General features: G+C 69.3%; 17 protein-coding genes. 16 read left to right on the top strand and 1 reads right to left on the bottom strand.

Annotation, left to right across the window (positions count from 1 at the left end):
- The 10 genes from CRM73_RS10145 to tuf form a co-directional block, all read left to right on the top strand.
- Nucleotides 1-246: alpha/beta fold hydrolase (locus CRM73_RS10145; protein ID WP_229587583.1), on the top strand; the 246-nt coding region annotated here is incomplete at its 5' end.
- Complete coding sequence (gene pcaC, locus CRM73_RS10140) at nucleotides 243-668, top strand: 4-carboxymuconolactone decarboxylase (protein ID WP_035924888.1); 426 nt, start codon at nucleotides 243-245, stop codon at nucleotides 666-668. The genes CRM73_RS10145 and pcaC, both read left to right, overlap by 4 nt.
- 71 nt (nucleotides 669-739) lie before the next feature.
- Nucleotides 740-1933 (top strand): thiolase family protein, encoded by a 1194-nt coding sequence (locus tag CRM73_RS10135; protein ID WP_017833287.1) that lies wholly within the window; start codon nucleotides 740-742, stop codon nucleotides 1931-1933.
- Nucleotides 1934-1983: 50 nt separating this feature from the next.
- On the top strand, nucleotides 1984-2676 hold the full coding sequence (locus CRM73_RS10130; protein ID WP_017833288.1) for a 3-oxoacid CoA-transferase subunit A: 693 nt from the start codon (nucleotides 1984-1986) through the stop codon (nucleotides 2674-2676).
- A gap of 1 nt (nucleotide 2677) precedes the next feature.
- Nucleotides 2678-3355, top strand: a complete 678-nt coding sequence (locus CRM73_RS10125) for a 3-oxoacid CoA-transferase subunit B (protein ID WP_095650585.1) — start codon at nucleotides 2678-2680, stop codon at nucleotides 3353-3355.
- Nucleotides 3356-3431: 76 nt separating this feature from the next.
- A complete protein-coding gene (locus tag CRM73_RS10120) occupies nucleotides 3432-4244 on the top strand; it encodes an IclR family transcriptional regulator (RefSeq protein ID WP_035924877.1) in 813 nt (270 codons plus the stop codon).
- A 314-nt stretch (nucleotides 4245-4558) separates the two neighbouring features.
- Complete coding sequence (gene rpsL / locus CRM73_RS10115; protein WP_017833291.1) at nucleotides 4559-4933, top strand: 30S ribosomal protein S12; 375 nt, start codon at nucleotides 4559-4561, stop codon at nucleotides 4931-4933.
- Entirely contained in the window at nucleotides 4933-5403 is a 471-nt protein-coding gene (gene rpsG / locus CRM73_RS10110) for a 30S ribosomal protein S7 (protein ID WP_017833292.1), read from the top strand. The genes rpsL and rpsG overlap by 1 nt, the downstream gene beginning before the upstream one ends.
- A gap of 69 nt (nucleotides 5404-5472) precedes the next feature.
- Complete coding sequence (fusA, locus tag CRM73_RS10105; RefSeq protein WP_031282946.1) at nucleotides 5473-7587, top strand: elongation factor G; 2115 nt, start codon at nucleotides 5473-5475, stop codon at nucleotides 7585-7587.
- Nucleotides 7588-7746: 159 nt separating this feature from the next.
- Nucleotides 7747-8937, top strand: coding sequence for an elongation factor Tu (gene tuf, locus CRM73_RS10100; protein WP_017833294.1), 1191 nt, complete (start codon nucleotides 7747-7749; stop codon nucleotides 8935-8937).
- 87 nt (nucleotides 8938-9024) lie between these two features.
- Here the strand turns inward: tuf and CRM73_RS10095 are convergent, their stop codons facing one another.
- Entirely contained in the window at nucleotides 9025-9408 is a 384-nt protein-coding gene (locus tag CRM73_RS10095) for a VOC family protein (protein ID WP_095650583.1), read from the bottom strand.
- A gap of 491 nt (nucleotides 9409-9899) precedes the next feature.
- Here CRM73_RS10095 and rpsJ point away from each other — a divergent pair, with 491 nt between their 5' ends.
- The 6 genes from rpsJ to rpsS are packed head-to-tail and all read left to right on the top strand — an operon-like array spanning nucleotide 9900 to nucleotide 12978.
- The gene (rpsJ, locus tag CRM73_RS10090) at nucleotides 9900-10208 is read left to right on the top strand and encodes a 30S ribosomal protein S10 (RefSeq protein WP_003803825.1); all 309 of its coding nucleotides are present in this window, start codon (nucleotides 9900-9902) and stop codon (nucleotides 10206-10208) included.
- A 16-nt stretch (nucleotides 10209-10224) separates the two neighbouring features.
- Nucleotides 10225-10881: a 50S ribosomal protein L3 gene (gene rplC, locus CRM73_RS10085; protein WP_017833296.1), complete on the top strand. Its 657-nt coding sequence runs from the start codon at nucleotides 10225-10227 to the stop codon at nucleotides 10879-10881.
- Between the two features lie 7 nt (nucleotides 10882-10888).
- Nucleotides 10889-11512, top strand: a complete 624-nt coding sequence (rplD, locus tag CRM73_RS10080) for a 50S ribosomal protein L4 (RefSeq protein ID WP_229587581.1) — start codon at nucleotides 10889-10891, stop codon at nucleotides 11510-11512.
- On the top strand, nucleotides 11509-11814 hold the full coding sequence (gene rplW, locus CRM73_RS10075) for a 50S ribosomal protein L23 (protein ID WP_017833298.1): 306 nt from the start codon (nucleotides 11509-11511) through the stop codon (nucleotides 11812-11814). The genes rplD and rplW overlap by 4 nt, the downstream gene beginning before the upstream one ends.
- 30 nt (nucleotides 11815-11844) lie before the next feature.
- Nucleotides 11845-12684, top strand: coding sequence for a 50S ribosomal protein L2 (rplB, locus tag CRM73_RS10070; RefSeq protein WP_017833299.1), 840 nt, complete (start codon nucleotides 11845-11847; stop codon nucleotides 12682-12684).
- Between the two features lie 12 nt (nucleotides 12685-12696).
- Entirely contained in the window at nucleotides 12697-12978 is a 282-nt protein-coding gene (gene rpsS / locus CRM73_RS10065; protein ID WP_017833300.1) for a 30S ribosomal protein S19, read from the top strand.
- Nucleotides 12979-13003 lie beyond the last annotated feature (25 nt).

Genomic DNA, 13003 nt, shown 5'->3' with positions numbered 1-13003 from the left:
GCGGGCTTCGACGCGACCGGGCGCCTCGGCGCCTTCGACGTCCCCGTGCTCGCCGTGGTCGGCGCGCAGGACGCCGCCACGCCGCCCGACGCCGTGGCGGAGCTGGCCGGGGCGACCGGCGGCCGCCTCGTGGTCGTCGAGGGCGCGGGCCACCTCGTGCCCGCCGAGGCCCCGCAGGACGTGGCACGCCTGCTGGAGGAGCACATCGGCGCCCACCCACCCCACCACGAAGGAGCACGAGCATGAGCGGCAACCCCCGGCGCACCGAGCAGGAGGCCCACGCGGACGGCATGGCCGTGCGCCGCGAGGTGCTCTCCGACGCCCACGTGGACCGCGCCGAGGCCGGCAAGGACGCCTTCACCGCCGAGTTCCAGGACTTCATCTCCCGCTACGCGTGGGGCGAGATCTGGACCCGGCCGGGACTGGACCGGCGGATGCGCAGCGCCGTGACCCTGACCGCGCTGATCGCCGCCGGGCACTGGGAGGAGTTCGAGATGCACGTGCGCGCCGCCCTGCGCAACGGCCTGGAGCGGGACGAGATCAAGGAGATCCTGCTCCAGTCGGCGATCTACCTCTCCGTGCCCTCCGCCAACAACGCCTTCAAGCACGCCAAGCAGGTCCTCGACGCCCTCGACGCCGAGGACTCCGCGGCGCCCCCGGCCCCCTGACCTGCCGGCCCTCCGACCACCCCATTCCGGCACCCCGTGACCGACGTGCAACGACGCAAGTGAGGAACACCATGACCGAGGCCTACATCTACGACGCCGTGCGGACCCCCTTCGGCCGCTTCGGCGGCGCCCTGGCGGGCGTGCGCCCCGACGACCTGGCCGCCCTGGTGATCGGCGAGCAGGTCCGGCGCGCGTCCGCGCTGGACCCCGCCGCGATCGACGAGGTGATCCTCGGCAACGCCAACGGCGCCGGCGAGGAGAACCGCAACGTCGCCCGCATGGGCACGCTGCTGGCCGGCCTGCCCGTCGAGCTCCCCGGCACCACCGTCAACCGCCTGTGCGGGTCGTCCCTGGACGCCGCGATCATCGCGTCCCGGCAGATCAACGCCGGCGAGGCCGACCTGATGCTCGTCGGCGGCGTCGAGTCCATGAGCCGGGCCCCCTGGGTGCTCCCGAAGACGGAGAAGCCCTACCCGGCCGGCGACCTGACCCTCGCCTCCACCACGCTGGGCTGGCGCCTCGTGAACCCGGCGATGAACCCGGAGTGGACCGTGTCCCTGGGCGAGGCCACCGAGCAGCTCGCCGAGCGCCACGGCATCACCCGCGAGCGGATGGACGAGTTCGCGTTCCGCTCCCACCAGCTCACCCAGCAGGCGTGGGACGAGGGCTTCTACGACGACCTCACCGTCCCGGTCCCCGGCACCGAGCTGACCCGGGACGAGTCCGTCCGTGCGTCCTCGACGGTCGAGAAGCTGGGCGGGCTCAAGACCGTCTTCCGCCCCGCGGACCAGGGCGGCACCGTCACCGCCGGCAACGCCTCGCCCCTCAACGACGGCGCCTCCGCGGCGCTGCTGGGCTCCGAGAAGGCCGCCGAGCTGACCGGCCTGCAGCCCCTCGCCCGCATCGCCGGGCGGGCCGCCGCGGCCAACGAGCCGCAGTTCTTCGGCTTCGCCCCGGTCGAGGCCGCGAACCTGGCGCTGCGCCGCGCCGGGATCACGTGGGAGGACGTCGCCGCCGTCGAGCTCAACGAGGCCTTCGCGGCCCAGTCCCTCGCCTGCGTCGACGCGTGGGGGATCGACCCCGCGATCGTCAACCGGCACGGCGGCGCCATCGCCATCGGCCACCCCCTCGGGGCGTCGGGCACCCGCATCCTCGGCACGCTCGCGAAGTCCCTGCAGGCCTCCGGGGCCCGCTGGGGCGTGGCGGCCATCTGCATCGGCGTGGGCCAGGGCCTCGCCGTCGTGCTCGAGAACCAGAACGCCTGAGACCCGCGCGGGACCCGGGCGGAGAAGACCACCGAAGGAAGGCACAACGCATGCTGAACATCGCAGAGAGCTGCGCGCAGGCCGTGGCCCCGATCCACGACGGCGCCGTCGTCATGATCGGCGGCTTCGGCGTGGCCGGCCAGCCCGTCGAGCTGATCGACGCGCTCATCGAGCACGGGGCCACCGACCTGACGGTCGTGAACAACAACGCCGGCAACGGCGACGTTGGCCTGGCCCGGCTGATCCAGCTCGGCCGCGTGCGGAGGATCATCTGCTCCTTCCCGCGCCAGTCCGACTCCTGGCACTTCGACGAGAAGTACCGCGCCGGGCAGATCGAGCTCGAGGTCGTCCCCCAGGGCAACCTCGCCGAGCGGATCCGCGCCGCCGGCGCCGGCATCGGGGGGTTCTTCACCCCCACCGGCTACGGCACCCTGCTCGCGGAGGGCAAGGAGGTCCGCGAGATCGACGGCCGCCACTACGTGCTCGAGCACCCCATCAAGGCCGACTTCTCGCTGACCAAGGCGCACGTCGCCGACCGGGCCGGCAACCTCGTCTACCGCAAGACGGCCCGCAACTTCGGCCCGATCATGGCCGCCGCCGCCGCCACCTCCATCGTGCAGGTCGCGGAGCTCGTGGAGCGCGGCGGGCTGGACCCCGAGGCCGTCGTGACCCCCGGCATATACGTGGACACCGTCGTGCGGATCGACGCACCCGCCCAGACCGACCCCCGAGAGGACATCTGAGATGAGCGAGAACACCGTGGACACCGTGCCCAGGACCTCCGAGACGCCCCTCGCCCCGGAGGAGCTGGCCCGCGTGGTGGCCCGCGACATCCCCGCCGGCTCCTACGTCAACCTCGGCATCGGCCAGCCCACCCTGGTCTCCAACTACCTGAGCGCCGAGGACGACGTCACCCTGCACACCGAGAACGGGATGCTCGGCATGGGCCCCGAGGCCCACGGCGACGAGGTCGACGCCGACCTCATCAACGCCGGCAAGATCCCCGTGGTCGAGACGCCGGGCTGCTCCTACTTCCACCACGCGGACTCCTTCGCCATGATGCGCGGCGGGCACCTGGACTACTGCGTGCTCGGCGCCTTCCAGGTGGACCGGACGGGCAACCTCGCCAACTGGCACACCGGCAGCCCGGACGCGATCCCCGCCGTGGGCGGGGCCATGGACCTGGCCACGGGTGCGAAGATGACCTTCGTGATGATGTCCCTGCTGACCAAGAAGGGCCGGTCCAAGCTCGTGGAGCAGTGCACCATGCCGCTCACCGGCGTCGGCTGCGTCTCCCGGATCTACACCGACCAGGCCGTGTTCCTCCTCGAGGAGGACGGCGTGACGGTGCGCGAGACCTTCGGCACGAGCTTCGAGGAGCTCCAGCAGATCGTCGACGTCCCGCTGCGGCCCGCCCGCTGAGCCCAGCACCGCTCACGGGGCGCGGCGGGCCGGCACCGGCCGCCGCACCCCGGACGAGGCCCGCAGGAGGCCACCGATGACCGAGCAGGACCCGACCGTCCCGGCGGGGGAGCGGGGCACCCCCGGACAGTTCGTGCAGTCCCTGGCGCGCGGGCTCGGCGTGATCACGGCCTTCGACGCCCGGCACCCCCGGATGACCCTCAGCGACGTGGCCCGGCGCACCGGGCTGACCCGCGCCACCGCGCGCCGGTTCCTGCTCACGCTCGAGGAGCTGGGCTACGTCCGGACCGACGGGCGGCTCTTCGAGCTCACCCCCGTGGTCCTCCAGCTCGGCTACTCCTACCTCTCCTCGCAGCCGCTGCCCGCCCTGGCCGCCCCGCACCTCGAGACCCTCTCGGCGCAGGTCGAGGAGTCCACGTCCGCCTCGGTGCTGGACGGCGCCGACATCGTCTACGTCGCCCGCGTCTCCACGCACCGGATCATGACCGTGGCGATCGCCGTGGGCACCCGGTTCCCCGCCCACGCCACGTCCATGGGCCGGGTGCTGCTGGCCGGGCTGGACCCGGAGGAGCTCGACGAGTACTTCCGCACGGCGCGGATCGAGCGCCTGACCGAGCACACCCTCACCGACCGCGCGGCCCTCGAGGCCGACCTGCGCCGGGTCCGCGCCCAGGGCTGGGCGCTCGTCGACCAGGAGCTCGAGGTCGGGCTGCGCTCGGTCGCCGCCCCCGTCACCGACGGCACCGGGCGCGTGGTCGCGGCCGTGAACGTCTCCATGCGCGTGGGGATGCCCGGCGCCAGCGCCGGTGACCCCGTGGACGACGTCGTGCCGCCCCTGCTCGAGTGCGCCCGGAGGATCTCCGCCGACCTCGCCGCGACCGGGCGCTGAGCGGGGCCGGCCCGGCCCCGCTTCCCCGCCCCGGCCGGGGTCTGATAGGCTGTCGAGGAATTGAACGGTCATCCCTCGGCGCCCGCGCCCCTGGAGGCCGAAGAAATCATGGCAGAACGGACTCGGTCCTCCGGTACGCGTTGTGTACCGAAATGCCATCCTTTTCGTCTGCCCAGCTACCTTCGGCGCGGCGACCGTGGTGCCCGCCCGTCGGGCCCACGACAGGCGCCGCACCCGCTCCCGGCCCCGGCCGGTCGCGGGGGAGCCGAACACCCAGCGGGCCGCTGACGCGTCCCGTCCGATCAGGAGACACTGTGCCTACAATCCAGCAGCTGGTCCGCAAGGGCCGGACCCCGAAGGTCGTCAAGACCAAGGCGCCCGCACTCAAGGGCAGCCCCATGAAGCGCGGCGTGTGCACCCGCGTCTACACCACCACCCCCAAGAAGCCGAACTCCGCGCTGCGCAAGGTCGCCCGCGTGAAGCTCAACGGCGGCGTGGAGGTCACGGCCTACATCCCCGGTGAGGGCCACAACCTGCAGGAGCACTCCATCGTGCTCGTCCGCGGCGGTCGCGTGAAGGACCTCCCCGGTGTCCGCTACAAGATCGTCCGCGGCGCGCTCGACACCCAGGGTGTCAAGGGCCGCCAGCAGGCCCGTTCCCGTTACGGCGCCAAGAAGGAGAAGAAGTAATGCCTCGTAAGGGTCCCGCTCCCAAGCGCCCGCTCGTCGTCGACCCGGTCTACAGCTCCCCGGTCGTCACGCAGCTGATCAACAAGGTCCTCCAGGACGGCAAGAAGTCCACCGCCGAGCGCATCGTCTACGGTGCCCTCGAGGGTGTCCGCGCCAAGTCCGGTGCCGACCCCGTCGCCACCCTCAAGAAGGCCCTGGAGAACGTCAAGCCGGCCCTCGAGGTGAAGTCCCGCCGCGTCGGCGGCGCCACCTACCAGGTGCCCGTCGAGGTCAAGCCGGGCCGCGCCCAGGCGCTGTCCCTGCGCTGGCTCGTCGGCTACTCGAAGATCCGCCGTGAGAACACCATGACCGAGCGTCTGCAGAACGAGATCCTGGACGCGTCCAACGGTCTCGGTGCCGCCGTGAAGCGCCGGGAGGACACCCACAAGATGGCGGAGTCCAACAAGGCCTTCGCCCACTACCGCTGGTAGAATCTTCCAGGCCTGTCGGCCCCACCCGGGCCGACAGGCCGCCGGCACCATCTCCGAAAGGGAACCACCGTGGCACTTGACGTGCTTACCGACCTCAAGAAGGTCCGCAACATCGGCATCATGGCGCACATCGATGCCGGGAAGACCACCACCACCGAACGCATCCTGTTCTACACCGGTATCTCCCACAAGATCGGCGAGACCCACGATGGTGCCTCCACCATGGACTGGATGGCGCAGGAGCAGGAGCGCGGCATCACGATCACGTCCGCCGCGACGACCTGCTACTGGCACGACAACCAGATCAACATCATCGACACCCCGGGCCACGTGGACTTCACGGTCGAGGTCGAGCGCTCCCTGCGCGTGCTCGACGGCGCCGTGGCGGTCTTCGACGGCAAGGAGGGCGTCGAGCCCCAGTCGGAGACGGTCTGGCGCCAGGCCGACAAGTACGACGTCCCCCGCATCTGCTTCGTCAACAAGATGGACAAGCTGGGCGCCGACTTCTACTTCACCGTCGACACCATCATCAACCGCCTCGGCGCGAAGCCGCTGGTCATGCAGCTGCCGATCGGCTCCGAGTCCGAGTTCACCGGCGTGGTCGACCTGCTCACCATGAAGGCCTTCGTCTGGCCGGGCGACTCCAAGGGCGACGTCTCCCTCGGCGCCAAGTACGAGATCGAGGAGATCCCCGCCGACCTGCAGGAGCGGGCCGAGGAGTACCGCAACCAGCTGGTGGAGTCCGTCGCCGAAGCCGACGACGAGCTCATGGAGAAGTACCTGGGCGGCGAGGAGCTCACCCTCGAGGAGCTCAAGGCCGGCATCCGGAAGCTCACCATCACCTCGCAGGCGTACCCCGTGCTGTGCGGCTCCGCGTTCAAGAACCGCGGCGTGCAGCCGATGCTCGACGCCGTCATCGACTTCCTGCCGTCCCCGCTGGACGTCCCGAACGTCGAGGGCCACGCGCTGAACAACGAGGAGGAGATCCTCTCCCGCCCGGTCGACTCGACCGCGCCGTTCTCCGCGCTCGCCTTCAAGGTGGCCAACCACCCGTTCTACGGGCAGCTGACCTACATCCGCGTGTACTCCGGCAAGGCGTCCAACGGCGACCAGGTGCTCAACTCCACCAAGGGCAAGAAGGAGCGCATCGGCAAGCTGTTCCAGATGCACTCCAACAAGGAGAACCCGGTCGACACCGTCCAGGCCGGGCACATCTACGCCGCGATCGGGCTCAAGGACACCACCACGGGCGACACCCTGTGCGACCTGCAGAAGCCGATCGTGCTCGAGTCCATGTCCTTCCCGGCCCCGGTCATCTCGGTGGCCATCGAGCCGAAGACCAAGGGCGACCAGGAGAAGCTCTCCATCGCGATCCAGAAGCTCTCCGCCGAGGACCCCACGTTCACCGTGTCCCTCAACGAGGAGACCGGCCAGACCGAGATCGGCGGCATGGGCGAGCTCCACCTGGACATCCTGGTGGACCGCATGAAGCGCGAGTTCAAGGTCGAGGCGAACGTCGGCAAGCCGCAGGTGGCCTACCGCGAGACGATCAAGAAGGCCGTCGAGAAGATCGACTACACGCATAAGAAGCAGACCGGCGGCTCCGGCCAGTTCGCCAAGGTGCAGATGGCGTTCGAGCCGATCCCGCTGGACGCCGAGGAGCTCTACGAGTTCGACAACAAGGTCACCGGCGGCCGCGTCCCGCGCGAGTACATCCCCTCCGTGGACGCCGGCATCCAGGACGCCATGCGTCTCGGCGTCCTCGCCGGGTACCCGGTCGTGGGCGTCAAGGCCACCCTGCTCGACGGCGCCTACCACGACGTCGACTCCTCCGAGATGGCGTTCAAGATCGCCGGCTCGATGGTGTTCAAGGAGGGTGCCCGCAAGGCGCAGCCCGTCCTCCTCGAGCCGCTCATGGCGGTCGAGGTGCGCACCCCAGAGGAGTACATGGGCGAGGTCATCGGCGACCTGAACTCCCGCCGCGGCCAGATCCAGTCGATGGAGGACGTGAGCGGCATCAAGCTGGTCAACGCCCTCGTCCCGCTGTCCGAGATGTTCGGCTACATCGGCGACCTCCGGTCCAAGACCCAGGGCCGCGCCGTGTACTCGATGCGGTTCGACAGCTACTCGGAGGTCCCCAAGGCCGTCGCCGAGGAGATCGTCCAGAAGAACCGCGGCGAGTAGGCACCACCCCTCGGCCCCGGCCGGGAATTTCATCAATCACGCACAGCCAAAGTAGACTTGCAGAGGTTTCAGTACTGCTGAGCGCCTCAAGCTCCCCCCGGAAACACGCGGTGGGGTAGTGCTGAGCAAGTTTCGACAAATGTTCTAGGAGGAACAACCATGGCGAAGGCCAAGTTCGAGCGCACCAAGCCGCACGTCAACATCGGCACCATCGGCCACGTCGACCACGGCAAGACGACGCTCACGGCTGCCATCTCCAAGGTCCTGGCCGACAAGTACCCGGACCTGAACGAGCAGCGCGACTTCGGTGCCATCGACTCCGCTCCGGAGGAGAAGCAGCGCGGCATCACCATCAACATCGCGCACATCGAGTACCAGACGGAGAAGCGCCACTACGCGCACGTCGACGCCCCGGGTCACGCGGACTACGTCAAGAACATGATCACCGGTGCGGCGCAGATGGACGGCGCCATCCTCGTGGTCGCCGCCACGGACGGCCCCATGGCCCAGACCCGCGAGCACGTGCTGCTCGCCCGCCAGGTGGGCGTGCCCTACCTGCTGGTGGCCCTGAACAAGTCCGACATGGTCGACGACGAGGAGCTGCTGGACCTCGTCGAGATGGAGGTGCGCGAGCTCCTCTCCGACCAGGGCTTCGACGGCGACAACGCGCCGGTCGTCCGCGTCTCGGCGCTGAAGGCCCTCGAGGGCGACCCGGAGTGGGTCGCCAAGGTCGAGGAGCTCATGGAGGCCGTCGACGAGAACGTGCCCGACCCCATCCGTGAGATGGACAAGCCGTTCCTCATGCCCATCGAGGACGTCTTCACCATCACCGGTCGCGGCACCGTGGTGACCGGCCGTGCCGAGCGCGGCACGCTGCCGATCAACTCCGAGGTCGAGATCGTCGGCATCCGTCCGGTCCAGAAGACCACGGTCACCGGCATCGAGATGTTCCACAAGCAGATGGACGAGGCCATGGCGGGCGAGAACTGCGGCCTGCTGCTGCGCGGTCTCAAGCGTGACGACGTCGAGCGCGGCCAGGTCGTGTGCAAGCCGGGTTCCATCACCCCGCACACCGACTTCGAGGCCAACGTCTACATCCTCTCCAAGGAGGAGGGCGGGCGTCACAACCCGTTCTACTCGAACTACCGTCCGCAGTTCTACTTCCGGACCACCGACGTCACCGGCGTCATCACGCTGCCCGAGGGCACCGAGATGGTCATGCCCGGCGACAACACCGAGATGACGGTCGCGCTGATCCAGCCGATCGCCATGGAGGAGGGCCTCGGCTTCGCCATCCGTGAGGGTGGCCGCACCGTGGGCTCCGGCCGCGTCACCAAGATCATCAAGTAGTCCCCGGACTGCCGATCTGCGCAGAACCCCCCGTCGCTCCTGCAGCGGCGGGGGGTTCCGTGCGTTCCGGGGCAACCACGACGGGGTTCAGCCGGTGAGCTGGTGCAGGCACAGGACGTTGCCCTCGGAGTCAGTGAACCACGCCGCGCGCATCCCGTCGGCGGTGAGGACGTGGTCGACGGTGCGCAGGCCGGGCAGGTCGTAGTCCTCGAAGCGCACGCCCCGGCCCTCGAGCTCCCGGACCGCGGCCTCGACGTCGGGGACCTCGAAGCTGACCTGCGTCAGCCCGGACGCCGGCGCGTCCGGGCGCAGCAGCAGCTGCAGGCCGGTGTGCCCGTCCTCGCTGAACAGGACGCTGTCCGGCTCGGGGGCGTCGGCGGGGGAGAGCCCCAGCGTCTCCTGGTAGAACCGGCGGGCGCGGTCGAGCTCCCGGACGGGGACGATCGCGACCAGTCTCGCGGTGGACAGCATGGGACCCATCTCCTGGGACGTCGGGGTGCGGACGAAGCCAGGATACGACCGCGGGTGCCGGCGCCGGTCGCGGTCGGCTCACGGTTCCGGCACGGTTGCGCACGGCCTGCCCCCGGCCGTGCGTTTGCACCGGTCTGCCATCTCTGGCAGGATGGAGGACGTTGTTCAAGCGCCGACGCGTGCTCCCAACGGTTCGAACCGGCAGACCCCAGGACACCATCGGGTTCCGAAGCAGAACCGGGGTCAGCAGTTCCTGGAAGCTGCCACGCGCGGACCACATACAGCCCGCCCCGAGAAACGGAATCGGTGTGCCCCCGTGCCAGCACGGGACGACACGCCCGAGTTCGGGGGTCGGAGCTCCAGCAGGGTGAGGAACCCGGATCCTTCCGGATTCAGTCTGCGTGGAGGGGCGCCCACCAGGTGGCGCCATGCACAAGGAGCCCTCGGCTCCGTCACAGGGAAGATCGTTCAAGAAAGAGAGTCACGACGCCATGGCGGGACAGAAAATCCGCATCCGGCTGAAGTCTTATGACCACGAGGTCATCGACGTCTCGGCCCGGAAGATCGTTGAGACGGTGACGCGCGCAGGCGCCACGGTGGTCGGCCCCGTGCCGCTGCCCACGGAGAAGAACGTGTACTGCGTCATCCGCTCGCCGCACAAGTACAAGGACAGCCGTGAGCACTTCGAGATGCGCACGCACAAGCGGCTGATCGACATCATCGACCCCACGCCGAAGGCCGTCGACTCGCTCATGCGCCTCGACCTGCCGGCTGACGTGAACATCGAAATCAAGCTGTAAAGAGGATCGCATCCCAATGACTACCACTTTCGAACGCCAGGTGAAGGGCCTGCTGGGCACGAAGCTCGGCATGACCCAGGTCTGGGACGAGAACGGGAAGTTCGTGCCGGTGACCGTCGTCAAGGCGGACTCCAACGTCGTGACCCAGCTGCGCAACCAGGACCGTGACGGCTACTCGGCCGTCCAGATCGGGTTCGGTGCGATCGACCCCCGCAAGGTCACCCAGCCGCTGGCCGGCCACTTCGAGAAGGCCGGCGTCACGCCGCGCCGCCACGTCGTGGAGCTGCGCACGGCCGACGCCGACACCTACGAGCTGGGCCAGGAGCTCTCCGTCGAGCTCTTCGAGGCCGGCCAGAAGGTCGACGTGATCGGCAAGACCAAGGGCAAGGGCACGGCCGGTGTGATGAAGCGTCACGGCTTCTCCGGCGTCGGCGCCTCCCACGGTGCCCACAAGAACCACCGCAAGCCGGGATCCATCGGCGGCGCGTCCTACCCCGCTCGCGTGTTCAAGGGCATGCGCATGGCGGGCCGCATGGGCGCCGTCCGTCACACGACGCAGAACCTCACCGTTCACGCCGTGGACGCCGAGAACTCCCTGCTGCTCATCAAGGGCGCCCTGCCGGGCCCCAAGGGTTCGGTCGTCCTCGTCCGCACCGCAGTGAAGGGAGCCTGATCAGACCATGGCAACTCAGACCGTCAACGTCGACCTGCCCGCCGAGATCTTCGACGTCCAGACCAACGTGCCCCTGCTGCACCAGGTCGTCGTCGCTCAGCTGGCCGCGGCCCGCCAGGGCACGCACAAGACCAAGAGCCGCGCCGAGGTCTCCGGCGCCGGCCGCAAGCCCTTCAAGCAGAAGGGCACCGGCCGCGCGCGCCAGGGCTCGATCCGCGCTCCGCACATGACCGGCGGCGGCGTGGTGCACGGCCCGACCCCGCGCGACTACAGCCAGCGCACCCCCAAGAAGATGAAGGCCGCCGCCCTGCGCGGAGCCCTCTCGGACCGGGCGCGCAACAACCGCATCCACGTCGTGGAGGCACTCGTCGAGGGCACCGTCCCCAACACGAAGGCCGCCCAGGCGACGCTGCGCGGGCTCTCCGACCGCAAGAACCTGCTGGTCGTCCTGCACCGCTCGGACGACGTGGCCGCGCTGTCGGTGCGCAACCTCGACGACGTGCACACCCTCTACGCGGACCAGCTCAACACGTACGACGTGCTGGTCTCCGACGACGTGGTCTTCACCAAGGACGCGTTCGAGTCCTTCGTGGCGGCCGCCAGCAAGAAGAAGCAGGAGGACGCCAAGTGAGCGCGACCACCATCAAGGACCCCCGGGACGTCATCATCGCGCCGGTCGTCTCCGAGAAGTCCTACGGGCTCATCGACGAGGGCCGCTACACGTTCTTCGTGGCGCCCGACTCGAACAAGACCCAGATCAAGTACGCCGTCGAGCAGATCTTCGGCGTCAAGGTCGAGTCCGTGAACACCATCAACCGTGCCGGGAAGCGGAAGCGCACGCGCTTCGGCTGGGGTCAGCGCAAGGGCACCAAGCGTGCCGTTGTGACCCTCAAGGAAGGCACCATCGACATCTTCGGCGGTCCGCTCGCCTGAGCGGAGACCACTTTAACGAGGAACTGACACATGGCTATCCGTAAGCACAAGCCGACAACCCCGGGCCGTCGCGGCTCCTCCGTTGCCGACTTCGCAGAAATCACGCGCACGACCCCCGAGAAGTCGCTGGTCCGGCCGCTGCCCAAGAAGGGCGGGCGGAACAACACCGGCCGCATCACCACCCGGCACAAGGGTGGCGGGCACAAGCGCCAGTACCGCGTCATCGACTTCCGTCGCCACGACAAGGACGGCGTCGACGCCAAGGTCGCGCACATCGAGTACGACCCGAACCGCACGGCGCGCATCGCGCTGCTGCACTTCGTGGACGGCTCCAAGCGCTACATCATCGCGCCGAACAAGCTGTCCCAGGGCGACGTCGTCGAGTCGGGCCCCGGCGCCGACATCAAGCCCGGCAACAACCTGCCGCTGCGCAACATCCCCGTCGGCACCGTGATCCACGCCGTCGAGCTCCGTCCGGGCGGCGGCGCCAAGCTCGCCCGCTCCGCCGGCGCGTCGGTGCAGCTCGTCGCCAAGGAGGGCAAGTACGGCCAGCTCCGGCTGCCCTCCGGCGAGATCCGCAACGTCGACGTGCGCTGCCGCGCGACGGTCGGCGAGGTCGGCAACGCCGAGCAGTCGAACATCAACTGGGGCAAGGCCGGCCGCAACCGCTGGAAGGGCGTCCGCCCGACCGTCCGCGGTGTGGTCATGAACCCCGTCGACCACCCGCACGGTGGTGGCGAGGGCAAGACCTCCGGTGGCCGTCACCCGGTCAACCCGAACGGCAAGCCCGAGGGCCGCACCCGCCGCCCCAACAAGGAGAGCGACAAGCTCATCGTCCGCCGTCGTCGCACCGGCAAGAACAAGCGCTAAGGAGCCTGACACATGCCACGCAGCCTGAAGAAGGGCCCTTTCGTCGATCAGCACCTTTTCCTGAAGGTCGCCAAGGAGAACGACAAGGGCACCAAGAACGTCATCAAGACGTGGTCCCGCCGCTCGATGATCGTCCCCGACATGCTCGGGCACACGATCGCCGTGCACGACGGACGCAAGCACATCCCCGTGTTCATCACCGAGTCGATGGTCGGGCACAAGCTCGGCGAGTTCGCCCCCACGCGGACCTTCCGCGGCCATGTGAAGGACGACAAGAAGGGCAAGCGCCGCTGATCCTCCGGGATCCCGCAGCGTGAGC

The organism is Kocuria sp. CCUG 69068, assembly GCF_020833785.1.
Taxonomy (GTDB): domain Bacteria; phylum Actinomycetota; class Actinomycetes; order Actinomycetales; family Micrococcaceae; genus Kocuria; species Kocuria rosea.
Note: the sequence above shows the minus strand (reverse complement) of the source record. Positions and strands in the feature narration are given on the sequence as shown.